Origin of the sequence: Paenibacillus sp. FSL K6-0276, assembly GCF_037977235.1 — a bacterium.
GTDB lineage: Bacteria > Bacillota > Bacilli > Paenibacillales > Paenibacillaceae > Paenibacillus_AQ.
In genome coordinates, this window is the sequence record NZ_CP150276.1 from 535496 (window position 1) to 560919 (window position 25424).

A 25424-nucleotide genomic window follows, 5' to 3' on the forward strand; every position below is an offset into this window, starting at 1 on the left:
TTTGGCTGATTAGTCTATAAACCATGCTAATTCAGGTTTTTATAGGGAGGAATTCCCTATAATTGTGGATTTCAAGCGATTATCAGCTAAATATAGGGGGGTTTTCCCTATATATGTCCGTTGGAGTAGAGCTTGGAGGCGGACATGCTAAACACGCTCACGGACGCTACGCTACGTTCGACTTGTTTTAGCTATACCACACAAAAAAACGGATACCTTCCCAAGTAAATGGGTGGTATCCGTTTTTGATTGTTGTGACAGCAAGTCCTTAGCGATCACGGCCCGCAAAATATTGCAGCAACGTGTCCAGATCGGCATGCGCCGGGTAGGAGGAGAGCTGCTGAACAATAGCTGCGGCTTGATCTAGATAGCTCTGGCTGACCTCTTCAGAGCGGGACAGGGCATCGCTTCTGTTAATAAGGGCGAGCACATGTGCCACCTCTGCATCAGAAGAGGCGGGGCCGATTGTACGGATCACAGGCGATAGCTCTGGATCCTGTAATGCAAAAAGCACAGGTAAGGTAACCTGACCATGGCGCAGGTCGCTACCGGCTGGCTTGCCGAGGATAGCTGCGGACTGTGTGAAATCAAGTAGATCATCCTGTATTTGAAAAGACATCCCCAAGGCTTCTCCGAAGGTATACAGAAGGTTGGCAACCTCCTCGGTGCTCTCAGTGGATAATGCACCAACACGTAAGCAGGTAGCCATAAGTAGGGCAGTTTTGTTTAAGGATTTCTCCAGGTACTGCTCCATTGTAATGTCATAATCAAAAGCATGTTCCATTTGCTGATATTCACCCAGACATAGCTGTGCGGTAGCTACTGAGGATAAGTCATGGACGTACTTATTTTTGTCACCTGTGTATTTACTTAGCAGTTCAATAACCCGTGCGGACATATAATTGCCGATATGCACAGCCGGCAATGTACCCGTCTTCATATGTAAGGCAGGACCACCCCGCCGTAACTCAGAACCGTCAATGATATCATCATGAATTAATGAGGCAACATGAATAAATTCAGCAGCAGCAGCTAGTTGAAGCGCTCTACGACCTGTATCCTTTAGGCCAAAACGGCTGCCAACAATGACCATAAGAGGGCGAAGACGTTTACCACCTGAATTAATAAGCTCAAGAACACTCTGCGCAAGCTGAGATTTCTTAGGAACATCTTTATCACGTGCTACAAGGTTTACGATTTCGCGATTGATTTCATTTATGTCTATATTTAAGGCTTCATGAAGCTTCATTTTATGAAATCCCACCTGTCAAATGGCTTTACTAGTGCGACTGCGCTGTCTGCACTCTTGAATCAAGAACTGTTCGATTCCAGCCGCTGGATCTTGTTCCGCGAAGTCTCCATTTGACCGTCTAATCTGCATTTTTTTGATCGAAGGAGCTAGGTAAGCAACTAGGTCGAGCTCACGGCATTTCACCGCAAACTGCAGGTAAAAGCTATACAAATAATCTCCATCCAAAATGTTGCGGGTAAGGTCGGGATGATGTGGGATACATTCCATATGGCGCTCTGCTGCCAAAGTGAGAATAGTGTAAATACCCAGCAAATTGACTTTGCGGTTGTATTCCAGATCATGGCGTTCCAGTACCGAGAGTAGCTGTTCACATGCCGCCGGAGAGGGCTCGAGCTCAATCCCGGCAATAGGTGACATTTCAGTATGCAACAACCGGAGGGTATCTTCTATGAGTTGTTTGTTCACAAGATTCTCTCCTTCTTGTCGGTTTTGCCGGAAGAAACCATACCCCTGATCATCCCTACAAAACCATTCATTGAAAGAAGAAATACACCATTTCCTTATATAGGAAGGTTAATTTCTTCTTGTAAATAAGGAGAGTAATGTGTCCTAGGGACACATTACTCTGAAGTACATCCATATTTAACTTTATTGACATGTAATCTACATATTTGTTTTTAAAATAAATTACACAATTCAGGGCTTTATAATCAGTCGGTGTATAGATACCATCGTCTGACTAGCGGAACTCTCTTCCACTGTTTCTTAAGCCAAGGAAGTACATAGTAATCTAGGCCAAACGTGCTGCCCGATCCACCGATGCAGGCGATACCCGCACCAACATACCATAACATTTCTGTAGAAGCCATTTTGGTCGACCAGATCATGACGGACATGGCTATCGTCGCTATAGAAGCAATAGCTGTGAACAGACCAACGATGAGCATAATACCGAACACGATTTCTGCGCATACCATACCGATTTGGAACCATTTCGCGAGGAAAGTATAACTTCCGTCGTTGTTGTAGAACATCAAATCCATGAACCAGTTAGTAATATCATACACGAAGCCAGGAACTGGCAATGCTTGAACCGCTTCTTTTGCAGTGGATACTGCTGAAGCTGCAGATTGTGCATCTACTGTTGTTTTAACTGCATCCACCGCTACGCTGGCTGCTGATGAAGCATCCGTTGCAAAAGGAGCGGCTGGAATTAGGAATATCTTGTTTGGATCTACCCAAATTTTCCGAAGCTTATCTATACCTTCATATAACCACATTCCACCAAGCAGCATGCGAAGCGGAACGAGCCAGAAGTTAGGTGAACGCTTGGAGAAGTATCCGCCCAAGAAACTCTTACGGTTCTCAACATGGAAGAACTCATGCATCATGTAAGTCCATACTTTATTGAAGCCCACAACCTGAGACAGGTAGAACATATTGATAAAGTGTTTGGATAGCATTGCCATAAAACCAGTAAGCATAAAGAACTTGCCTGGCAAACCAACGTTTGCTACACCGTAGCGGCTACCGATGGATACCATGGTACCGTGGAAACCTGGTTTGTAAGCTTTTTTAGCAGTGTTTTGAATGTCAGCAGCAATGTTGCCAGCAACAATCGGAGCTGCTTGTTCAGCATTCTCAACCATTTGTGGTACAGGACGAGTTTCACCTTCAGGAATGAAGAAAATGTTGTCTCCGACCACATATACGTTCTTATGATCTACACTTTCAAGGTTCTCATTCGTAACAATCCGTTTGCGTCCTTGTTGTTGTACTTCAAGTCCACCCACGATTTCAGAACCTTCAACACCTGCAGTCCAAACAATGGTTTGTGAAGCGACAACGTTTTTCTCACCAAGTGCAACACTATCGTCGCCTACTTCAGTGATCTTGGCGCCTGTAACAATTTCCACGTTCAGCTTGCGAAGGTGAGCTTCAGCTTTTTGAATCAGCTTATCTGGAAGGATAGGCAGAATCTTCGGAGCCATATCAGCCACAATCAATCTTACTTCGGATGGGTCGATATAGAACTCCTTGCATAATTCCTCGCGTTGCTCAGCCATTTCCCCAACAAGCTCGACACCAGTAAAGCCGGCACCGATGATAACGAAAGTTAGCATTGCACGGCGTACAGTTGGATTTTTCTCCATAGCCGCTTTGGTATACATATCGCGGATTTGACGTTTCAATGCTACCGCATCATCGTAAGACCAGAAGGAGAAGGTATTCTCTTCTGCGCCTGGAATGCCGAAGAAAGTTGGTTTGCTACCTGTACCGATTACAAGGTAATCGTACGCATAGGTAGTTTTGTCGGATTTGAGTTTCTTACCCTTGAAATCAATATTGCTGATTTCGTCAAGAACAACATTCACTTTAAGACCAGCAAAGATTTTCTTTAGATCGATCTTGATTGAATCCTCTGGAGCACGGTTCGCGGCAACCTCATGCAGCTCAGTCAATAGAGTGTGATATGGATTCCGGTCGATCAGAGTAATTTCAACATCTTTGTTTTTCTTAAATTTCTTTGCCAGTTTCTTAGCCGTGAGTACGCCGCCGTAGCCGCCGCCCAAAATGACTATTTTTTTCAAAAGAAATTCACCTCATTCGTCTGATTAACTGCAGAAGGTTATGCGAAATTATTTCGCGCCTTCGAGTGCTTTTTCAGCAAGTGTAAAATATTCACCAACATGAATACTCACGCCGGAAATTGCATCAGTTTTACCTTCAGCTGTAAGTTCTGGAGCAGCGCCTTTTTCAAGGTAGTATTGCTCAACTTTAGCGATCTCTTCATGCCATTCAGCTTGAGCGCCGCCAGCTTTCATACCGTATTTACCATCGACGGAGAATTGTTTCTTGTCGTCGCCAGCAGCATTTACACCGCTGAATTTAACAGCCACGATATTGCCGTTAGCAACAGTCAGGTCAACAGTGGATTTCCAACCGGAGTCTTTATCCATTTCGCCTTCAGCATGGTAGCCTCCGTCTTTGTATTGGCCAGCTTCAACAGGTCCAGCGGCCAAAGCAGCTTGAGCAGCTTTCACAAAGTCAGAAACGTGTACAGATACACCGGAGATAGCATCAGTTTTCCCCTCAGCGTCTAAAGTTATAGCTGCTGGATCTTGTTTTTCAATCAGGAATGCTTCAGCCTTTGCTGCTTGCTCGTGCCATTCAGAAGAAGCACCGCCAGCTTTCATGCCATATTTACCATCTTCGGAAAGTTTTTTCTTCAGGTCACCAGCAGTGTTTACGTTAAAACCATCCCAGTCAGCTTTAGTGATCTTGCCGCCTTCTACAGTTAGGCGTGCGAAATGTTGCCAGCCAGTTTTAGCATCGACATCAGCAGTAGCGTAGTAAGATCCGTCTTTGTACTTCGCTGCTTCAGTTCCAGTGTTGCTGGAATTAGTTGCTGCACTGTTTTCTTTGGGAGCATTAGTAGCTGCCGGGGTGTTGTCTGCGTTGTTACCACAACCTGCGAGCAAACTACCAAGGATAAGGGCAGTCGACAAGATTACTGTTGTTTTTTTCATTTGCAATGACCTCCAAAAATATAGTTTAAAATATATATATTAAAATGTAAAACATTTTAATAGTATTGTGAAGTGATAAAAATCACTTTATAAATGATATTTGTCACTTTTATATTGGGGTGAAGTGCCAAACTCTAACAGTATCATGACATATATCGGCACGCAATAGAAAAAAATTTAACGATGTTGTTTTATCTCCGAGGGCATTCTAGCACATAGAGCAAATAACTCATGTGAAAAAAATCACTTAAAAAATTAAATATTTAATTTATATGTGGATTATATCAAATTTTAAAAGATTTGAATACCTCTTTGAAGACTATTATTTGACATAATGTGACAAACCTTAGAAAGGTACGATTCATGGCGAATAGGATAGGGTAATGTAACGGTAACACAGGATAGAATTCTACCCTACTTAATTGAGCTAAGGAGATGAGCTTTTAATGGATAACAATGTGTTTAAAGGAAAATGGAAACAGATTAAAGGCGAGGCCAAGAAGCAATGGGGAAAACTTACAGATGATGATCTGGATGTTATTGATGGTGAAAAAGATAAATTGATTGGTAAATTGCAAGAGCGTTACGGCCATTCGAAAGACGATGCGGAAAAAGAGTATCAAAGCTGGGGACGTTCCTACCGCGATTAATTCAAATTAGTAAATCCTCTAAATACCCAAATATAGAGTGCTGAAGAAGAGCGCAAATCGTATCTGATTTGCGCTCTTCTTCAGCAACAATTAGACGAACGGAGGTTGGGTCAGACGTTCAACCCTCTGTATTGTGTATCAAGGTTTGATCGTTATTCTAATCGTAAATGTAGTGAATGCAATGAACATTATTGTGTTAGGCGTTATCCCTGTGGAAGAGTACATAAGAGAGATTATGCCGATTACTTTCCCTGCGGGGTTAATTCTAAGCATTCTGTTCTCATTAATTATCCGTGATTTTCAACTGGGTCTCCTAAGGGATGAAGGAGCAATAAGGGAGTACGCAGCCATTATCCATCGTTCGGGTGAAGAATTGTTGATGATCATCAGCGATATTCTGGATTTATCTAAGGTCGAGGCTGACCGATTGGATATTATAAATGAAGAATTATATGTTAGCGAGATCCCAGAACTACTTGCTATGCAGTTCGCTGTGACGGCCAAACAAAAAGGGCTGGAATTTAATATCTCTATGGATGAGGATGTCCCACTAATGATCCATTCCGATCCGCATCGAGTCCAGCAGATTCTGCGTAATTTGCTTTCTAATGCTATTAAATTTACAAAGACAGGTCACGTATCGCTGCATATTCACGAGCAGGAAAGTGGTGAAGGGGATAACCTGCAGCGATGGCTTGTATTTGATATGGAGGATAGTGGCATAGGAATCGCACCGGAGAAGCATGCCATGATCTTTGAAGCTTTTCAACAGGCAGACAGAACCACTAACGGAAATATGGTGGATCAGGATTAGGACTTTCTATTAGTAATGATTTGGCCAAATTGCTCGGCGGGTTTATTTCTATGGAAAGCAAGGAAGAGAAGGGAAGTCTATTCTCGTTTTATCTGCCCCTTGAAGCCGATAGTGAGTAAAGCTCCAATATTATTTGGTGATTTGGCGTATTGACAGTAGATTGATGCGGAGTAGAATGAAGCCAATACCGCATCAAAGGAGTGTTACCGCCTCTATGGACAACATGGGAAATAAGCATAAGGTTACCGGTTCAAAACGTATTCGTAAACCCTCAGTACATCGCAGAAATCTGCATATAGCTACGTGGGAAGGTGTACCATCAACCATTTTTCAGGTACTGCTGCAAGGGCAGTTTCTAACAGGATTCCTCCTATATTTAGGAGCCTCCTCTAGTCAAATTGGATTTGTGCTAGCGCTTACTACCTTGGTTAATGTGGCGCAGATAGGGGTAGCTTTTTTAATTCAGAAGTTGCCAAGTCGCAAATGGGCCATGGTTACTTTTATTGGTCTGCATAGGATACTTTGGGGTTCCACGGGACTGATCCCGTTTATTTTTCCTAAAGAATATTGGGTCATCGTATTTATTGCCGTATACACTACTGCTTTTATTGCCAATACCGCTGGTGGTGTGCTGTGGAGTTCTGTGATTAGCGATCTAGTTCCAGCACGTGTACGTGGACGTTATTTTGGGATTCGCAACACTCTCCTGAATGCACTCGGAAGTTTGGTTATGTATGGCGGGGGTATTATTCTGGACCGTTATCCCGGAGGTCATGGTTTTCTGATTCTATATATTGTTGTGTGGATTTTCTCGATATCAAATGTCGTTGTGTTCTTTTTTTATCCGGACGTACCTTTCGAGAAATCGGATGAACATAAATTTTTGCCCATGTTTAAGAAACCGCTTAAAGATACTTTGTTTATGAAGTCAACCTTGTTTCTAGCTGCCTGGCTGTTGCTGCAGAACTTAACCGTTCCGCTGTACTCTTATGTCATGTTGCAGTTACTTCATATTAATTATGAAACCTTGTCGCTACTTAATGTGTCCCAGACCGTGTTTATGATGGCTAGCTTCTACGTTTGGGGCAATTTAAATGCGAAATACAGCAACAAGCGCCTGTTGTTCTTTACTTTGCCGATTATTGCCTTGTCTTCGTTGATGTGGGGACTCTTGTCTGTGATGCCGATGCTGCTGGTGTTATTTGCGGCCCATATTGTTTTTGGTGTAGGTGTAGGCGGTTTCAACCAGTTGGCTTTTAATTTTATTATTGGAGATACGCCGAAAAAAGAACGGCCCATGTATATGGGCACATATGCGGCGCTTACAGGTTTATCATCGTTTTTTGGCCCACTTATTGGGGGTCAGATATATGAGAAAATTGCACACTGGCCACAATGGACACAGGTATACGGTATGCAGCTAGTGGTAGGGACGCTGATGATTGCTCTTGCGTTTCTATTAGGCCGGCGTATTCTAAGGGACGAATAGAAGTGAAGGGGGTTATTCCATGTTAAGGATAGCGATGGTATTAGGAGCCACCGGATTGGTGGGCAAAGCGGTTACGGAGGATTTGTTGAAACGTGATGGCTGGGGAGAGGTGAGGGTGCTCGTACGGACACCACTTGCCATAGAGCATCCTAAGCTTAAGCAAATCGTTGTAGATTGGGAGAACCTAACGAGATATACAGAATCGTTCGAAGGGGTACATTCCATCTTCTGTTGTTTAGGGACTACGATTAAGAAGGCGGGTTCACAAGAGAAGTTTGAGCGCGTCGATCTACACTATCCGCTTGATGCTGCAGCCATAGCAAGAGATAAGGGGGTTAAACAGTTTTTGGCTGTCTCTTCGATGGGGGCAAGTGCGAAGTCGCGTAATTTCTACAGTCGGACTAAGGGAAGAGCAGAAGATGGTTTAATCGCTATCGGATTTCAAGGTTTGCATTTATTTCGACCTTCCTTGCTACTGGGTCAACGTGAAGAATTCAGATTAGGGGAGAGGGTCGCAGCTAGATTGATGAAAGCGCTGGACTTCGTAATGGTTGGTAAGGCGGCTAAATATCGTGCCATACCTGGCACAACAGTAGCGAGAGCTATGGTTAACATTGCGTCTGCTGATACCCATGGATTACATATTTATACGAATGAAGTAATATATGTGATTGGGAAACGCTAAGTTGTCTGGGTCTCTGATAAATTTGCATTAAGATGAGAACAGGATTTACAATGGACAATAAATGATCAGCGCATAATGGAGAGGGGTAGTAAAATGAGTAAAAAACAAGTAGCTACAACCAAAGCACCCGGAGCAATTGGTCCTTATAGTCAGGCTATAACCACGGGTAGTTGGGTATACACTTCAGGACAACTTGGCCTGAATCCGGAAACGGGAAATTTGGCTGAGGGCGTACAAGAACAAGCACGTCAAGCGCTTAGCAATGTACAAGCCATTCTTGAAGAAGCTGGTGCAACGCTAGACCATGTAGTAAAGACAACCGTATTCTTAAAGGATATGAATGATTTCGCGGCTGTTAATGAGGTTTATAGCACCTTCTTTAAAGAACCTTATCCTGCCCGCAGTGCCATTGAGGTTGCGCGTCTGCCTAAAGATGGACTTGTAGAGATTGAAGCGGTAGCTCGTAAGAAATAAGGAGTTATCCTTTTGCACTTTTATTATTTTACAAAATGGCAGGCTAAGGTGGATAACCCTAGTCTGCCGTTTTTTTTATATTAGGATCAGTAACTTCTGTATCTGTTGTACCTACTACGGCGCGGTTTGAGCAGTAACCAGATGCTGTAGAGCAGCAGGAGACTTGCTGTAATCAGACCCGTTAAATAGACATTACTGGTCTCTTTGTGTTCCAAGGCAATCGCGATGAAAGCCCATACGAATACCAGTGGATAAATGCTATCTCGGTAAGGATAGCTGACAACAACCGCAAGCGGAGTCCCCACGCAGAGCATGATAACGGCCCAAGTGCTACCGCTAAGGCCCAAACCTTCCCAATGATTCTTCTCCAGAACAACGCTAACGTTCACGATAGTAGCCACAGAAATCCAGCCAAGGTATATACTAAAGGGTAGCTTTATCAGCCATTTCTCGCCTGAAGTAGGATTTGAGATCTGGCGGGTTCTTCGATAGATAACAATTATGGAAATTAACATTAGCACCATGGCAACCAGAGAGAGCTCGATGTATAAATAATGCCAGAGGAAGAGCCAACTCATATTAAAGATACAGCTCAGGACAAACCAGAACTGAATTGCTCGCACAGAATCTCTAGAGGCTGTATAGGAACGGAATTGATAAATAACGAAACCGGCTAACAGTAAATAAATCAAGGACCAGATGGAAAACGCGAAACCGGCTGGCGTTAAGTAGGTCTGATATTTATCAGAGATTTCTTTAGTGCTGTGCCCTCCTAATGGCAAGGTTACCGAGAGTACATTCACGATAATCACACCTAAGAAGAACAGAAGGTTCCGCCATTTATAAGGATTATAACGTCTCAAAGAATTCACTCCCTAGCTTTTTAATAGGGTGATGCCTACTTAGAATATACCCTCTTTCGGCACAATTAAGACTATAAACAAGAAAAAGCGCCTTCGGCGTCCCTTGAGGACGGTATGCGTTTATGCGAGAAATATAAGGATAATGTATAACGTGAAACTTATACTTTCTTATATTTTAGAAAAGAAATGACTTATGAGTCACAATGTTCATGGATAGCATGGCAGTGGTGCAGGGTATTTTACGATTGAGGGTAGAACGTTTATTAAAAATAAGCCGTAATGAATCAAATTAGTGGGTGTTTCTATGTACTTCAACTTTATTTGCATAAAAATCTACAGAAAATATGCAGAAACGTTTTTAAATCAGCGCTTTTTCGTATAAGATGAAGAGATGAAGATTCAAGAGCAGATAAGTTTTATCCTAGTTCTTTATCCTTATATTTCTTACAGGAGCGTATCTCATCTCTAAAAGGATGGAGAACCTGCTTCTACTTGTATAGCTTCAAAATTTATTTCTCGCGGAAAAGGTCGCAGTTACCACCTGATGGTGGCGGACTGGTTCTTTTTTTGCTTGCTTAAAAGACAGGAGATCACCGATGACTAAGCATCTTTATGCAATATGGTTGGGGGATGTGTTATTTTGCTTCTCTGGCGAAACTTCGGAGCCGAAGGTTGACGCTTGGACCCGAGTTGTGAAGCGGCTGGAGCTGCAGGGAGGAGTGCGTCCTTTTACGAGTGCTGCTCTGCGTCTGGCAGAAGTGAAATATCCGGCTCCTCCTGTAGAGGGGAAGCCAGCACGACGTGGATTGCCCGGACGAACATTCGAAGGGCTCGCCTTAGTCCCTAGCGATGCATTTGAACTGCTTCTGGCATGGGACGAGACGTTATGCCGAGATCAGGGAGTGGAGCCTGGCGGCGAATTGCGTTATTGGGCGGCAGCAGCTCGCTTTACGCTGGAACTGATGGGTACAGGGGGAGTTACGCCAGGAGCCTTGCCCCCACGCCCGGTGGGTACACGTCGTCGTGGTGGAGAACAGGCGGCGACGGTCTGCTGGTCTCCGGCTTTTCGAAAACAGGAGGATAAGGAGATCTTTCTGCAGCTGGCAGCTTCCATGCCGGTACTGGCACTAGGGACGCATATCGCTGAGGCGGGGGATTTATCCTCACGGGAAGAGGCTGGCGCCTATGTTCTTTACTCCTTTATGCAGGCGGTTATGACTGCAGAGATAAAAAAAGTGATTGCGGGTATTGAAGGTGAACTCACACCTTTCAAAGCCAATTATCGCCGTGGTTATTCCCCATTAACAGAGCTATGGTGGAATAGCCTTCTTACAGGTAGCCGGGATATACCCGTACAGGGAACTCAAGCAGAGGTGACAGACCTTCTAGCCACTGTGAATGAGACAGCTGGAAGCGATGTGCCACAATCAGAACCTGAGGAAGCGCGGAGTGGACAGCTGGGTCTTGGGCTACGTCTGGAGCCGCCCGGAGATAATGACGAAATCTGGCGATTAACCTTCTGGGCGGAGAACAAGGAAGAAGGGGAATTCTGGATTCCGGCAAAATCGATTTGGAGCAGTAAGGAACGAGAGTTTACGTTATGGGGGAAACGCTATCGCAATATTCAGCAGCAGCTTCTTATAGCGCTGGGCCGAGCAGCGAAAATATCACCAGATATTCAGCGCGCTCTTGCTAAGCCTGCACCTGCGGGAGCGGATTTGGAACCTGAACGTCTTTATTTCTTTTTGAAGGAGACGGTGCAGCAGTTGCGTGAGCGGGGAATAACGGTGCAGATGCCATCGCGCTGGAGCCGTGAGGGACGCCGCCGGATTGGCATGAAGATGAAAATGCAGCCGGTAGTGAGTGGGATCGATAGTCCTGCACCAGTGGCTCTTGGCATGGAAGAACTGATCTCGTTTCGCATTGAGGCCTCACTTGGGGAAAGTACAATCAGCGAAGAAGAACTGAACGCATTAGTGGAGGCTGGCGTGCCTTTTGTACGTTTCCGGGGAGAATGGATTGAGGTAGATCCTAAAGAAATTCGCCAGGTTCTTAAATATATGAAACGCCATGAAAATGGGGAAATGACTGCAGCTGATTGGATGCGGCTAGAGGCTGAGGATGGCGAGGAGCGGCTCTGGAAAGGGATGCAAGTAACGGGGATGGAAACATCCGGACTATTGTCGTCGCTTATGCGGGGTGACATATTACGTAATCTTCCAGCGCGTCCCGTGCCTGTTGGTCTGCACGGAACCCTGAGACCTTATCAGGAGCGCGGCTATCAATGGCTCTCCGTCCTCAGTGGTCTGGGCTTTGGGGTGTGTCTGGCTGATGACATGGGTCTCGGTAAGACGGTGCAGGTCATCACCTGTCTGCTGGACCGCGCGTTAAGTGCTCCACCTGAAGAGAAGCAGGAGCCCGTGCTGATTCTCTGCCCAACATCGCTTCTAGGTAACTGGCAGCGGGAATTGCAGCGCTTTGCTCCTTCACTTAAGGTTCACATTCATCATGGTGGACGCCGCGTACGGGGTGACAGTTTTTTAAAACTGGCTGCAAGTCATGATATTGTATTGACGACCTATCACTTAGCGGGTCGTGACAGCGAGGATTTGGCGAATGTTCAGTGGTCCACTGTGGTGCTGGATGAAGCTCAGTATATTAAGAATCACCGGACGAAACAGGCGCAAAGTGTGATGAAGCTATCAGCGCCGCATCGCATAGCTATGACAGGTACTCCGGTTGAGAACAGACTAGGCGAGTTATGGTCTATTTTTCACTTTTTAAACCCGGGCTATTTAGGAACCTATCATTCCTTCCGGCAACGTTATGTGTCTGGTGAGGGTGGGGAACGACTGCGGGAATTACATCGCTTGGTGTCACCATTCTTATTGCGACGCCTGAAAAGTGATCCGGATATCTCTAAAGATTTACCGGAGAAGCTGGAGCTGAAGTCCTATTGTCCGTTGACGGAAACACAAGCAGCCCTGTATCAGGGTGTCGTGGATGAAATGCTTGGCGTGATCGGAGAGAGTAGTGGGATGGCTCGAAGAGGACTCGTATTGTCTTCTCTGACGAAGTTGAAGCAGATTTGCAATCACCCTCAGCTATTCCGCAAAGAAGAAGGCCGGGGCCCGCGAAATGAACAATCCGGTAAAATGGAGGTCATGTTCGAGATTCTCGATAGCATTGCAGAGGTCGGAGAATCTGCGTTGATTTTTACTCAATATGTAGCGATGGGTGAGCTCTTGGTTAGCAAGCTGACTAAGCGTTATGGAACAGCGCCACTGTTCTTACATGGCGGAATTCCAAAACGAGAGCGCGACGAGATGGTTCATGATTTTCAAGAGGGGAAGGGTCCTTCCTTCTTCGTACTTTCTCTTAAAGCAGGTGGCGTAGGGTTGAACCTTACAAGAGCTAATCATGTTATCCATTACGACCGTTGGTGGAATCCGGCAGTTGAGAATCAAGCGACAGACCGGGCATTCCGAATTGGTCAGGATAAGAATGTTCAAGTCCATAAGCTGATTTGCCAAGGAACGTTGGAAGAACGCATTGATGAATTGATTGAGCGCAAGAAAAGCCTTTCCGAGCAGGTTGTTGGCTCTGGAGAAACATGGTTGACTGAGATGTCTAATCATGAGCTGAAAGAGCTTATTGAACTGCAGGATCAGGACTGGATGTAAGAAAGACATGAGTTTTACGGAGGGATCAAACAATGAGTGAACTGTTAGAGATGCGGCTGGAAGTTGTGCCTGGACTAGTAAAAGCGGCATGGACGGCGCTACCTGGGAAAGTGACGGGAGGGTCACGGTCAAAGGGTGAATGGAACGCCGGCGCTCCTGCTGCTGCTCAGGAACAACGAGCGGATCGACCTCTCTCTCTTAAGGTTCCGGTATGGCATGCTGCCCGTAGAAAAGAAATATTGCGACGTCTTGCACTAAGTCCGGGAGAAGTATTTGCCTTGCTGCAAGGGCGTTTGACGGGCGGGCTGGCAGAACTTGAGCTTCTGCCTACAGATACAGAGTTGGAGCAAGGCCTCTTCGAGGGAGAAGGAGTGGAGAACAAGGTGGAGACTCTGAAGCTTATTAAAGAACGCCTTGCTGAAGAGCCACTGCTGGCACTTTCTCTGAGAGGGTTTACTAAAGGAGAGCTCTTGGACGGAATTTTTGCCCTTTGGGCTGAAGGAGATATAGCTGCCGACGAATCTGAAACAGAGGCAGAGGACGCTCCAGTTAGTGATCTTTCTACGGAATTGGCTCGGCTTGAGCGCAAGGGGCCAGCTATTTCCTCTGGAGAATGGCTAGCAGAAGCGGCTGCTGAAGGTTCACTCCATCAGCCGGGGCCACAGTTCCATGAGATCGCGGCCAGACCGTTTCCTTCACCGGTGGTAGTCGTTGCGGTAACAGAAGACTGGGGGACGTTGCTGCCTCAGACGCCCAAAGCCATTGAGGGATTAACTTTGATTATGCAGCGTGTAGCAGAAGCTGCTGCACGTCGGGCGAATAAGGGCCTGATTAAGCACTAGTTGGAAATACGAAAGAGGCTGTCTCAAAAGTAGTGAGTGCTACTCTTGAGACAGCCTCTTTTTTTGAGAGAGTAATTGGGGAAAAACTCCCTGTAAATAGCCGATAAATGCTTTTAATGATTAGAATCAGGGAATTCCTCCCTAAAAATCGGGGTAATATCTATATTTTCCAACAAATCAGTTGAATTATAGGGAGATATTCCCTAATTATCTAACAGAGCTTCTGGTTAGTTATTCTAATGCTGCCCAATGGAGGGAGATTCCCCCTCTGAAAGTTCTAGAATCTCGCGGCGTAGACGTAGCATTTTCTGATCCAATTCATCAGCGGCGCGTGCGGCTTCTTTCAGTTCATCGGCGACATGCGAAGGGAGCTGCTTATCAAATTTATAATACAGAATATGTTCCATGCTTGCCCAAAAGTCCATAGCTAGGGTGCGTAGCTGTATCTCAGCTTTTACCCAGCGTGTTCCTTCCAGCAGGACGAGTGGGATACCCACTATAAGATGAAGGCTTTGATACCCGTTTGGCTTGGGATGAGCTATATAATCTTTAATCTCTAGTACGCGGATGTCTTCGCGTGTACTAAGATGATCTACTAAACGGTAAATATCTTTAACAAAGGCACATACAATCCGCATTCCAGCAATATCGTGAATGTATTGTTCCATATTCTCCAAGCTGAAACCGTAGCCTTTACGCTCCATCTTTTGAAGAATGCTCTTCGGCTCTTTGATCCGGCATTTGACATGTTCGATGGGACTGAAGCCGTCTCGAGACTGCCATTCCGTCTTGATCACATCGATTTTATTCTGAAGATCATTTAACGCGTGGCGATAGAGTGCCGGCAGAGCCTCGAACTCGTTTACCAGTTTGGCGAAATCCTCGCTGCTGTTGCCTTGCCACTGTTGCAGATCCTTTACGTGTACCTGTAACTGATTAAGCGTAAGCTGTGTGCTCTCATGTTCTTCCACTGAAACTCTCCCGATTTCGTTATTTGTGATTAATTCTATTTTAACCGATGTAGAACCACTGACGCAAAATAACATTCAAAATCAGGAAATATAATCCATAAGTGTAAGAGTGGAGTGGTATAAATCAATTAGTATGGATTTTATAGGAACATTCTCTTCTAAATCGCGTATTAAAGCACATTAATGAATCTATTCGATACATTTGGTATGATGGAATCACGTATCGCTTGAGAGGGAGGAACTGTAATGAGTTTTATCAAAAAAATTAAAGATAGCGCGAGCCGGGTCACCGAAAAAGCACAGAACTCAGTAGAGATCGGCAAGCTGAACGGGCTTATTTCCGATGTTGAACGTGAGATGGAAGTTGAATTTACGAAAATGGGCAGACTTTTTTATGAAGGGTATCGCTCAAAGGATATGTCGGTAGCTGAAGGTAAAATGGTGGAGCTTTCACGTAACTGTTCTAAGCTTCAGGAGAAAATCGAAGTCCTACGTACACGAATTGCTGAGCTGAAAAATGAGCGGCTATGTTCTTGTGGTCATATCGTGGCGCTTGATGCAAACTTTTGCCCGAAATGTGGAAGAAAGCTTGAAGAGTTGACTACTTCAAGGAAGATACCTTCTACGCCGGTATTCGTTCAATCTGTGAACGAGGATGAAGAAGAGGATCAATATTATGGGGCAGATGAGCTTACGGATGAAGAGAAGCAGCTTGCGATGAAGCTCCACCCGCAGAGTGTGGTATATGCTGAAGTTCTGCATTCGGATGACGAGCTGCCACTCGAAGAATATAAGGGGACCGAGCAAGATATTGAGCGGGAACGTAGACAAGCCGAACAGCTGGAACGTGAAAGAAGAAGACAACTTGAACTTGATCGTCGCTTCGGGGAATGGCACAAAAATGAACATCAGGAGGAATCTGCGGTCACCGAGGACAATGGTGTGCGAGATATGATCCAGTGTCAAATCTGTCGGAATGAATTACCTAAGGGCTCCTTATGGTGTCCCCGTTGTGGATCAGAGCAAATATAGTACAGATATCAGTCAGCTTAGGGGGACAACAAGATGGAACAGCTGCTGCTGCATCTGCGCAATCTGGGCTTCACGGAGATGGAGTCCAAAATTATGGTAGAGCTTGCGACTAAAGGTCAGGCTTCTGGATATGAGGTTGCCAAACAGCTCGGAGTTTCAAGATCGAATGTGTATGCAGCGCTTCAACGCCTTACGCAGCAGGGATATGTACGATGTGGCGAAGGAGAACCTGCGCGGTACAGTGTTCTTAATCCAGAGGAGCTTGCGACTATGATTTCGGGACGGGTTCAAGCTTCGCTGGCCTATATGGAAAGTGAGATGCCTCGCGGAGGACCTGTTAGCCCTTCTTTTTATAATGTGGAAGGCGATCGCAATGTAATGGGGGCTCTGATTCGCCAGCTTAATATGGCAGAGCAGGAGATCGTAGTTGATGTGTGGCGCGAGGAGGCCTCGCTTTTGCGGAGTGAGCTTGAACAGGCTGAGCTGCGTGGAGTTAGACTGTTATGGGCTTTTGATGGTGGTAATGCTGCTCCAGCCTCTTTTCCGGTATGGCCACCTCTTGGAAGAGATTCGCAGCGCAAGGGTGGGCGGAAGTTCTCATTCGTGATCGATAGGCGCTGGTGTATGCTCGGGATGCGCTATGAAGATGGATCAGCACAAGCGGTCGTAACTGAGCACCCGGTGTTAGTAGAACTGCTATTGAATCATTTTTCGCAGGAAATGGTACTGTTCGAGTTGGAGCAGGATATGGGCGCAGAACTTACAGAACGTTATGGTGAACGTTACAGCAAAATTCACAGCAAATATGTGATGCATGATCAGGGCGATGATGGGGAAGAACAGGCGCAGTAGCTATTATAGGGAGGTGAGAAGCATGGAATGTATCGTTCATTTTGAAGTGGTGCATGAGGATGGTCCTAAGAAATTACGTGGACTGCTGTTTCTGGATAAGGGAGCGAGTCCTGGAGAAGCAGAACTTGTTGAAATGTTCAAGGACATGAAATTTAACGTGAGATTGGAAGACCGCGAGAAATTAATCTTTAAGCCGGTAAATCCGGGCGATTTCTTGGAGATTCGAATTACGAGTTATGATAACGGTCAGGAAAAGAGCAAAGATGATCATAATTTAAAATCTATCGTTGGAAATTTATTGCCACAGAAGCCGACAGGAATATAGGTGTGGGGAGAAAGGATTCATTGATGGGAGAAGGAGGAGCACAATGGAGCTGTTGAGACAAAAGGTGTTAAAAGAAGGTATTGTACTCGGGCAAGGCGTGCTCAAGGTGGATTCTTTTCTGAATCATCAGATGGACCCCTTCCTAATGCGTGAGGTTGGCCGTGAGTTTACCCGCCGTTTCGCGGGCGAAGAGATTACGAAGGTACTGACGATTGAATCTTCGGGAATTGCTCCGGGGATTATGACGGCATTAGAGCTGGAGGTTCCGCTGATTTTTGCCCGCAAGCAGAAATCGTTGACACTGACAGAGGATATCTATGTAGAAAAGGTATACTCCTTCACGAAGAAAGAAACGAATGAAATTACCGTTTCTAAGAAGTTCATTGCTCCCGGAGAGCGGGTGCTGATTGTCGATGATTTCTTGGCGAATGGCGAAGCAGCCTTCGGACTTGCTCGCATTGTTGAGCAGGCAGGGGGAAGTGTAGTTGGAATTGGCATTGTGATCGAAAAAGCGTTCCAGCCAGGGAATAGGCTGTTGAAGGAAGCAGGCTACCGCGTAGAATCGCTCGTGCGGATCGCTTCACTGGAGGACGGAAGAATCTCTTTCGTCGAAGAAGAACTGCTTGGCTGAGACTCTTGCGCATAAATTCGAATAATAGAACACAGTAAAACAGCAAGAGACAGGTTTTTAGCCTGTCTCTTGCTGTTTTTTGTATGTGGTATGCACGGGTATGGCTTACCCGTTGCCACCGCAGGCCGCTGCAATATCGGCGGGGCGCTGTGCACTAACCGCCGCCAGCGGCGAGAGCACCCGCAGCGCCCCCGGCTCGCAGCGTACGGCTAGCGGCCCTTTGCCGAAGCTCTCGCCATCGCCGATCGCCAGCCGGGCCTCTGCGAAGTTGACGGCTATGCTACGTCCACGCAACATGGACACGAAGGGCAACGCGACATGCTTGCCCTTCAGTACCGTTGGGAACAGCCGCAGCAGTTGCCCGCGGCTGCACCCATGCACGACGCAGACGTCGAGCTGGCCGTCATCGGCCTTCGCCTGCGGGCAGATCAAGAGCCCGCCGCCGTAGCTGGGCAGGTTGCAGATCGAGACCAGCCATGCCTTCTCAAAGACATGCTCCGTCCCGTCGCAGGCTACACTCACTCGGCAAGGCTTGAACGTCATCAGCGTATGTAATATGCCGATGAGATAAGCCAGTTGGCCTGCTCCTATAGCATTGCACAACCGTTTGTAACGGCTGGCATTCACATTCTCGGCCACCTGAGCATCGAAACCACTAGCGACCGCCGTTAGGGTCAAACCGTCGGCACCCGAGAGCAGATCTGCTTCGATATACCGCTCGCTAAGTGCAGCTTCTAGCGCAGCTTCAGTCGCAATTGGAATGCCGAAGCCGCGTGCGGAGTCGTTACCGGAGCCGGCAGGGATGATTGCCGTGGGGATATCTTTGCCGCGAAGGGCACCCAAAATGCTGTGTAGCGTGCCGTCGCCGCCGATTACAATCACGGCTCTCCAGTCTTCACGGTGTTTAAGTGTATTTAGAACGAGGGCTTCTGCGCCCTCTGCGCTATGCGTAAACAAGGTCATATAAGGCAACGTTCGCTCTTTCATGAGCGCCTCTACAGTATGCCAGGTCCGCCCGCCTGCGCCCCCGCCGGAACGTGGGTTTATGATGAATAGATACATTTAATTTCCTCCAGCCTGTAGAATTCCGTGGATGCCCTTCTTTCCATTGTAAGGAGTGGATGGGCAAAAGGGAATACTTTTCAGCGATAAGAGGTGGTTAGTTCATAGGTATTTATAGATGTGGAAGCTGACTTTCTGCTACATTCCCAACCCATGGTAGCTTATACCATCTGCTACTCAAAGCGTGATAGATCATTAGTAGCCAAACAGCAAAGCTGCAAAGAGAGAGGATTGCGCTCATTAGGGAACCGAGGAAGGGGACGAATCCGGATAGTACGTGGAGGATCATCAGCACTCCGAAGGTAATCAGTGATTGCAGAGCGTGAAACAGCACAAAGCGGCTGCGTTTCTCCAAAGCGAGAAAGACCACGCCGCCAACAAAAGGGAAAAAATAGCACAGCGCGCCAGCAATATTATCGGGCAATCCGGTGGATGATTTGAAAGGGGACAAAGGGCTCACTCTCCTTCTATTTGGAGAAGAAGGGGAGGGATTCTCAAATCCTTCTTCCTTAAAAGCCTATGACTTGTCAGGAAAAAGTATGTTTAGCTCATTGTGGGTATAATATATTTTTCCAATAGCTTGCGGGGGCTCTTCCAATTGTTTGTCTTGCTCTCTGCTGTAAAGATCACAACCGCATCTAGCTTGGGGAGGAGAAGGATTTGCTGTCCGCCATGCCCATGAGCAAGCTTGTAGGGTTGGCCGCTCATCATGCCAATCCAGAACTGATATCCGTAATCTCCAAAAGCCGGATATCCCGCAGTCTGTGCGGTTAGCGCTTCTTGCAGCCAATGCTTCGGAATGATCTGCTGTTCAGCAAATATACCGTTATTAAGTAGACAGATCCCGAATTTAGCCATATCTCGGGAGTTTAAGTGCAGACCGATATGTCCCATACTGTGTCCTTCAGGACTCGGTAACCAAGCGGTGTGAGTCATTCGGAGAGGGCTAAATAAATGCTGTGTAGCATAGGTGAACGCATCGAGACCTGTAGATTCACTAAGTATCATCGAAATCAGGTGTGAGTCGATACTGCGGTATTGGAATTGACCGATATGTTCCGGAATAATGTTCATACTAAGGGCAAAGGAACCCCAGCGGCGACTGCGGTGAAGGTTCCGGACGAACGGCTCACCTAGCTTCTTGCCCGTGATCCAGCTAAACCCGGAAGTCATGGTGAGCAGATGACGGAGAGTGATTTTTGATAGATGAGGGGAGTGTAGGTATGGAATATGCTTACGAAGTACCTTCGAAACAAAGACATCGATATCAGGGATATCTCCCCGATCGATAGCGATTCCGGTAAGCGCGCTGATAAAGCTTTTGGTTGCAGATCGAAGATCATTTAATGCCCCGGCATGATGGTTGCCGTAATAACGTTCGAAGATGAGCTTGCCGTGGCGAACAATAAGCATACTATGCATCTTTGGGTATTCTTTCTGAATAGCATTATGGGCTTGTTCAAGACCTTCCCGGCGCGTTGCTGTTTCCTCTGGTAGTGCGGTAGTCATTGCGGGAACTACGTTATAAGATGAAGTCAGTAATGGTGTCGGTTGGTCCATAGGGATCTCCTTTTCTTGCTGTGGTAAGTAACAGGTATGGCTTGCTATAGAGCATATTGTATTTTAACCCGACACGAGCAATATGACTTACGAAGATCGCTATAAAAATAAAAATTTTCCAATTAGCACATTTTACAAGGAAAGGTGGAAGTTGGACCGGAATATGATACAATATAACGATAAGGCCCGAAAGGGGTGATTCAGTAAGTGGCTCTTCGGGTAATAAAAGTGTCAAGGAGCTTTCGTTCTACAGGCGTCCTTACTCTCAGCCCAAATCACGACGAACCTGCTTCACCGGCGAACTAGTATCTCAAGGCTTTGAAGCTTTGAATTTTACGTTTTGGCGGATAATGCAAGCCACGTATGTGTAATGGTTACTTCACTTGCATTCGAGGTTACGGCGTACTTTTCATCATGCATTCTCTACAACGGAGCATTCATTTTCAATGTTTTGGGAGGGAACTGATCATGGCAAGTAAAGGTCATAACGAAGTCAAGGAAAGTTTACGGGAAATGACACGCATTTTCCGGCCCAAAGATCCCAAGAAATTCGTAAAGGAGTACGTCCGAAAATATCGGATTACCGGAGGCTATGAAGAAGAACTGACCATGGTCGTGGAGCATGAGCTGGTAAAGATGAATTCATCGGTCTCCTAGCTAACAGATACGATTGTCACTTACTTAACTTTTGACATCATTTTGAGTAATAACATCCACGAGGATTCTTATAAACCGTGCCCGAGCAGCGTTTGTTGCAGGAATCGGTTTTTTTTGTATGTACATATATGAATAAGAAATATTGTTTCTCATAAAATAGTCAAATGAATTAATAGACACATTTCACAATGAATGCGCTTTATTGATTGTTTTTTATTTGATTGCGTTTTCATAAATTGCACATAAATGCAGACGGGACAAGGGATTATTATGTCGAAAATTACAATGTGAACTAGTTGTGAACGATTGACAAAACTTCCCCTTAAACTTATATTAATAGTGATTGTTATAATTGACAGAAAAAAACAGGAATCTACGAAATCGGGAAAAGCGGGGTAGATCAATGATGAAAACGTGGCAGGCTGTAAAGCGACTCCTTCCCATGACCGCTATGTTTGGACTCTTTCTTGCCGGGTGCGGCCGTGAGGACTTATCGGCGCTCAGACCACAGGGACCTGCAGCGGAAATGTCTTACGGATTAATGGAGCTGTCGATCAGTATTATGATCGTCGTGTTGCTGATTGTCTTTGCGATTGCAGCTTATGTACTGATCCGTTTCCGCAGGAAGCCGGGCCAGAATGAAATCCCTGAGCAGGTTGAGGGTAGCATCAAGCTTGAGATTCTCTGGACGGTCATTCCGCTTATCCTCGTAGTGGTACTGGCAGTTCCAACGGTGAAAGCAGTGTTCGCCGCAGGAGATGATCATGCCAATGACAAGGATGCGATCAAGGTTAAAGTAACCGGCCACCAATATTGGTGGGAGTTTGAGTATACCGATTACAAGGTGACTACAGCACAGGATCTGATTATTCCAGTAGGCAAAGATATTGCTTTTGAACTGGAGACTAAAGACGTGCTGCACTCCTTCTGGGTTCCTTCCCTATCCGGTAAAATCGACACCAACCCAGCCGGAACGATTAACCGCTTCAGCTTTAGTGCACCTAATGAAGGCGTTTACCGCGGAAAATGTGCGGAGCTATGCGGGCCGTCTCATGGATTCATGGAATTTAAGGTGAAATCGGTTAGTGAACAGGATTTTCAGAAGTGGATTGATTCGATGAAAGCACCCGTAGCTGTACTACCAGAGGATCCTGCTTTAGCTGAGAAGTTCAAAGCGGCGTGTCTAACTTGCCACGCTGTAGGCGATCAAGGGATTAATAATGCGCCGAACTTGACCGGAATTGGTTCTCGGGAGTCGATTGCAGGGATTCTGCTCAACGACGACACGAGGGAAGATGGTGCGCCGCTTGAAGAGAATCTCAAAACATGGCTGCACGATCCTCAATCTGTAAAGCCGGGCAATCTGATGCCTAACCCCAAAGATCTAGGCCTAAGTGATGCGGAGATTGATGGCATTGCTGAGTATTTGGCCAACTATAAGCTGGACTAATGCCTTAGCCTAAAGGCGGGCGGAACTTTTGAAAAAGGGGGTACGAACTTTGGCTCAAGCAGCGCATACCTTGAACTCATCCAAGCCTCTGGGGCATGGCCACAGTGTGAAGCGCCATACAGGACTTATGGATTGGCTTACAACCGTCGATCATAAAAAGATCGCGATTTTGTACCTATGGGCCGGAGGATTATTTTTTGGCATCGGCGGATTTGAAGCACTTCTGATTCGCTGGCAACTCATCAAGCCAATGAATGACTTTTTGGATGCCCAAACGTTTAATGAACTCATTACCATGCATGGTACGACGATGATCTTCCTCGGCGTCATGCCAGTCATCTTCGCCTTAATGAATGCCGTCATACCGCTACAGATCGGTGCGCGTGACGTAGCCTTTCCTTTTCTAAATGCACTTGGCTTCTGGACCTTCCTGTTCGGCGGAATTCTACTGAATCTCAGCTGGGTTATGGGTGGCGCTCCTGATGCCGGATGGACCGCCTACACCCCACTATCTACGAGTACATACAGCACTACACACGGTGTAGACTTTTATACTATCGGTCTTCAAATCGCCGGATTAGGTACCCTCATCGGGGGGATCAACTTTCTAGCCACGATCATTACGATGCGCGCGCCGGGAATGACCTACATGCGGATGCCGATGTTTGCTTGGACTACATTTATAACCTCCGCTATTATATTGTTTGCTTTTCCAGCAGTTACAGTAGGTCTGGTACTACTGACGTTCGACCGAATTCTTGGGGCCAACTTTTTCGAGGTTGGAGCCGGGGGAAGTCCAGTGCTCTGGCAGCATATCTTCTGGATATTTGGTCACCCGGAAGTTTACATTCTTATTCTGCCTGCCTTCGGAATTATATCGGAGGTCATCCCGACTTTTTCGCGGAAGCGACTGTTCGGGTATAGTTCGATGGTGTTCGCTACCATTCTAATTGCCTTCCTGGGCTTCATGGTTTGGGCTCACCATATGTTCACTACCGGACTTGGACCTGTGGCTAACGCATTGTTCTCTGTATCAACGATGTTGATTGCGGTTCCGACAGGGATTAAGATTTTTAACTGGTTGTTCACGATGTGGGGCGGGCAAGTGCGTTTTACGACACCGAACTTGTTCGCTGCAGGATTCATTCCTACCTTCACGATGGGTGGCGTAACTGGTGTCATGCTGGCTTCTGCGCCTGCTGACTTTCAGTTCCATGATACGTATTTTGTCGTAGCGCATTTCCACTATGTTATTGTGGGCGGCTTGGTGCTTGGCTTGTTTGCAGGTCTGCATTACTGGTGGCCGAAGATGTTCGGACGGATGCTAAGTGAGAAGCTGGGCAAATGGACCTTCTGGACGTTTATCATCGGATTCCATCTAACCTTCTTTGTACAGCATTTCCTTGGACTTATGGGGATGCAGCGCCGGGTATTCACTTATTTGCCGAATCAGCAATTCGATTTGCTTAATTTAGTCAGTACAATCGGAGCTGGACTGATGGGTGTCGGTATGATTATCTTCTTGGTTAACATCTTCCTGACTTCAAGAAAGCCAGCGGATGCAGGTAATGATCCGTGGGAGGATGGACGTACATTGGAATGGACGATTCCTTCACCACCGCCAGAATATAACTTCAAGCAAACACCACTTATCCGTGGTATTGATGCGTTCTGGAAAGAAAAAATGGCAGGAAATAAAGGCATGACTCCGGCAGAACCGGTCGGCTCGATCCATATGCCATCAGCAACCATACTGCCGTTCACCATGTCAGTTGGAATCTTCATCGCCGGCCTCGGCTTTATGTTCAGTCGGGATGACTTCGGAAACGCCTTTATGAGCTTTTTGTTTAATAATTATATCGTTACAGCGATTGGTCTTATCATTACATTTGGATCTATGCTGATGCGTTCGCTGTTTGATGATCACGGATGGCATATTGAACCTGAAGAGCTGGAAGGAAGTGAGCGGACATGACAACGGCACATGCAGAAGCTTCTAAGGATACACTTCCGCACGAGCCGGAAAAAGCTACGCTCGAAGGTCGAAACAAGGTACTTGCCTTTTGGTTGTTTCTAGGCGGGGAAGCGGTGCTGTTCGGTACGTTGTTCGCTACGTTTCTCGCACTGCGCAATCAGACGAATGAGGGACCCTCGGCGAATGAGCTGTTTCACCTGCCGCTTGTAGCTGCTGCAACGTTCCTCCTCTTGGTAAGCAGTCTGACGAGTGTATTCGCTATCCAAGCAATGCACAGAAACCGTCCGGCGGTGCTCCGCAACTGGCTTGTGGTTACTGTAATCTTAGGACTTAGTTTTCTGATTCTGGAGATCTATGAGTTTACTCAATATGTGAGACACGAAGAATTCGGAATGACTACAAGTGCATTTAGTTCGGCATTCTATACACTGGTAGGGTTTCACGGTGCGCACGTAGCTTTCGGGATTGCATGGATCTCCATCCTGATTGGGCAACTGATGCGTAAGGGATTAACCGTAGTTACTGCACCAAAAGTGTACGTGGCAGCTATGTACTGGCATTTTATTGATGTGGTATGGGTCTTCATCTTTACGGTTGTATACCTACTCGGAAAGGTGGGCTAGGCAC

At 46.3% G+C, this 25424-nt stretch carries 24 protein-coding genes; 15 read left to right on the forward strand and 9 right to left on the reverse strand.

The genetic code is table 11. From position 1 onward, the window contains the following. Positions 1 to 268: 268 nt before the first annotated feature. The 4 genes from MHH52_RS02500 to MHH52_RS02515 all read right to left on the reverse strand — a co-directional run bounded on the left by MHH52_RS02500 (position 269) and on the right by MHH52_RS02515 (position 4782). Entirely contained in the window at positions 269 to 1249 is a 981-nt protein-coding gene (locus MHH52_RS02500; RefSeq protein WP_340006452.1) for a polyprenyl synthetase family protein, read from the reverse strand. An 18-nt stretch (positions 1250 to 1267) separates the two neighbouring features. Then, positions 1268 to 1717, reverse strand: a complete 450-nt coding sequence (locus MHH52_RS02505) for a hypothetical protein (protein WP_340006453.1) — start codon at positions 1715 to 1717, stop codon at positions 1268 to 1270. Between the two features lie 245 nt (positions 1718 to 1962). Beyond that, entirely contained in the window at positions 1963 to 3843 is a 1881-nt protein-coding gene (locus MHH52_RS02510) for an FAD-dependent oxidoreductase (RefSeq protein WP_313639501.1), read from the reverse strand. A gap of 48 nt (positions 3844 to 3891) precedes the next feature. Further along, on the reverse strand, positions 3892 to 4782 hold the full coding sequence (locus tag MHH52_RS02515; RefSeq protein ID WP_313639500.1) for an FMN-binding protein: 891 nt from the start codon (positions 4780 to 4782) through the stop codon (positions 3892 to 3894). Positions 4783 to 5228: 446 nt separating this feature from the next. Here MHH52_RS02515 and MHH52_RS02520 point away from each other — a divergent pair, with 446 nt between their 5' ends. The 5 genes from MHH52_RS02520 to MHH52_RS02540 all read left to right on the forward strand — a co-directional run bounded on the left by MHH52_RS02520 (position 5229) and on the right by MHH52_RS02540 (position 8894). Next, complete coding sequence (locus MHH52_RS02520; protein ID WP_313639499.1) at positions 5229 to 5432, forward strand: CsbD family protein; 204 nt, start codon at positions 5229 to 5231, stop codon at positions 5430 to 5432. Between the two features lie 133 nt (positions 5433 to 5565). Beyond that, positions 5566 to 6246 carry an ATP-binding protein gene (locus MHH52_RS02525; protein ID WP_340006456.1) on the forward strand — a complete coding sequence of 227 codons (681 nt, stop codon included), beginning with the start codon at positions 5566 to 5568 and terminating at the stop codon, positions 6244 to 6246. Positions 6247 to 6469: 223 nt separating this feature from the next. Beyond that, positions 6470 to 7735, forward strand: coding sequence for an MFS transporter (locus tag MHH52_RS02530; RefSeq protein ID WP_340009467.1), 1266 nt, complete (start codon positions 6470 to 6472; stop codon positions 7733 to 7735). 19 nt (positions 7736 to 7754) lie between these two features. After that, on the forward strand, positions 7755 to 8420 hold the full coding sequence (locus MHH52_RS02535) for an oxidoreductase (RefSeq protein ID WP_340006458.1): 666 nt from the start codon (positions 7755 to 7757) through the stop codon (positions 8418 to 8420). 93 nt (positions 8421 to 8513) lie between these two features. Then, a complete protein-coding gene (locus tag MHH52_RS02540; protein ID WP_042123782.1) occupies positions 8514 to 8894 on the forward strand; it encodes a RidA family protein in 381 nt (126 codons plus the stop codon). A gap of 86 nt (positions 8895 to 8980) precedes the next feature. On the opposite strand, the gene MHH52_RS02545 is transcribed toward MHH52_RS02540, so the two are convergent. Continuing rightward, positions 8981 to 9757, reverse strand: a complete 777-nt coding sequence (locus tag MHH52_RS02545) for a tryptophan-rich sensory protein (protein WP_340006460.1) — start codon at positions 9755 to 9757, stop codon at positions 8981 to 8983. Positions 9758 to 10353: 596 nt separating this feature from the next. On the opposite strand from MHH52_RS02545, the gene MHH52_RS02550 reads away from it, so the two are divergent. Together MHH52_RS02550 and MHH52_RS02555 are read left to right on the forward strand one after the other, a co-directional pair. Further along, a complete protein-coding gene (locus MHH52_RS02550; protein ID WP_340006461.1) occupies positions 10354 to 13440 on the forward strand; it encodes a DEAD/DEAH box helicase in 3087 nt (1028 codons plus the stop codon). A 32-nt stretch (positions 13441 to 13472) separates the two neighbouring features. After that, positions 13473 to 14282 carry a hypothetical protein gene (locus MHH52_RS02555; protein ID WP_313639494.1) on the forward strand — a complete coding sequence of 270 codons (810 nt, stop codon included), beginning with the start codon at positions 13473 to 13475 and terminating at the stop codon, positions 14280 to 14282. Between the two features lie 236 nt (positions 14283 to 14518). Here the strand turns inward: MHH52_RS02555 and MHH52_RS02560 are convergent, their stop codons facing one another. Beyond that, positions 14519 to 15193, reverse strand: coding sequence for a GTP pyrophosphokinase family protein (locus MHH52_RS02560; protein ID WP_313639515.1), 675 nt, complete (start codon positions 15191 to 15193; stop codon positions 14519 to 14521). A gap of 306 nt (positions 15194 to 15499) precedes the next feature. Between MHH52_RS02560 and MHH52_RS02565 the strand changes: the two genes are divergently transcribed. From MHH52_RS02565 to MHH52_RS02580, 4 genes are read left to right on the forward strand one after another with little or no spacing between them, the layout of a single operon-like run. Then, complete coding sequence (locus tag MHH52_RS02565; protein ID WP_313639493.1) at positions 15500 to 16285, forward strand: zinc ribbon domain-containing protein; 786 nt, start codon at positions 15500 to 15502, stop codon at positions 16283 to 16285. A gap of 33 nt (positions 16286 to 16318) precedes the next feature. Continuing rightward, positions 16319 to 17137: a helix-turn-helix domain-containing protein gene (locus MHH52_RS02570; RefSeq protein WP_340006464.1), complete on the forward strand. Its 819-nt coding sequence runs from the start codon at positions 16319 to 16321 to the stop codon at positions 17135 to 17137. Positions 17138 to 17159: 22 nt separating this feature from the next. Next, the gene (locus MHH52_RS02575; protein ID WP_313639491.1) at positions 17160 to 17462 is read left to right on the forward strand and encodes a hypothetical protein; all 303 of its coding nucleotides are present in this window, start codon (positions 17160 to 17162) and stop codon (positions 17460 to 17462) included. 43 nt (positions 17463 to 17505) lie between these two features. After that, positions 17506 to 18093: a xanthine phosphoribosyltransferase gene (locus MHH52_RS02580; RefSeq protein ID WP_340006466.1), complete on the forward strand. Its 588-nt coding sequence runs from the start codon at positions 17506 to 17508 to the stop codon at positions 18091 to 18093. A gap of 105 nt (positions 18094 to 18198) precedes the next feature. On the opposite strand, the gene MHH52_RS02585 is transcribed toward MHH52_RS02580, so the two are convergent. The 3 genes from MHH52_RS02585 to MHH52_RS02595 form a co-directional block, all read right to left on the reverse strand. Next, the gene (locus MHH52_RS02585; RefSeq protein ID WP_340006467.1) at positions 18199 to 19155 is read right to left on the reverse strand and encodes a diacylglycerol kinase family protein; all 957 of its coding nucleotides are present in this window, start codon (positions 19153 to 19155) and stop codon (positions 18199 to 18201) included. 112 nt (positions 19156 to 19267) lie between these two features. Further along, positions 19268 to 19606: a hypothetical protein gene (locus MHH52_RS02590; protein ID WP_340006468.1), complete on the reverse strand. Its 339-nt coding sequence runs from the start codon at positions 19604 to 19606 to the stop codon at positions 19268 to 19270. A gap of 92 nt (positions 19607 to 19698) precedes the next feature. Further along, entirely contained in the window at positions 19699 to 20715 is a 1017-nt protein-coding gene (locus tag MHH52_RS02595) for a serine hydrolase (RefSeq protein WP_340006470.1), read from the reverse strand. Positions 20716 to 21183: 468 nt separating this feature from the next. Between MHH52_RS02595 and MHH52_RS02600 the strand changes: the two genes are divergently transcribed. From MHH52_RS02600 to MHH52_RS02615, 4 genes are all read left to right on the forward strand, one after another. Beyond that, positions 21184 to 21372 carry a hypothetical protein gene (locus MHH52_RS02600; protein ID WP_042123803.1) on the forward strand — a complete coding sequence of 63 codons (189 nt, stop codon included), beginning with the start codon at positions 21184 to 21186 and terminating at the stop codon, positions 21370 to 21372. Between the two features lie 403 nt (positions 21373 to 21775). Next, the gene (gene coxB / locus MHH52_RS02605; protein ID WP_313639486.1) at positions 21776 to 22822 is read left to right on the forward strand and encodes a cytochrome c oxidase subunit II; all 1047 of its coding nucleotides are present in this window, start codon (positions 21776 to 21778) and stop codon (positions 22820 to 22822) included. A gap of 127 nt (positions 22823 to 22949) precedes the next feature. Next, the gene (gene ctaD / locus MHH52_RS02610; RefSeq protein ID WP_340009468.1) at positions 22950 to 24797 is read left to right on the forward strand and encodes a cytochrome c oxidase subunit I; all 1848 of its coding nucleotides are present in this window, start codon (positions 22950 to 22952) and stop codon (positions 24795 to 24797) included. Next, entirely contained in the window at positions 24794 to 25420 is a 627-nt protein-coding gene (locus MHH52_RS02615) for a cytochrome (ubi)quinol oxidase subunit III (RefSeq protein ID WP_313639485.1), read from the forward strand. Before ctaD ends, MHH52_RS02615 begins: the two co-directional genes overlap by 4 nt. Positions 25421 to 25424: the final 4 nt, after the last annotated feature.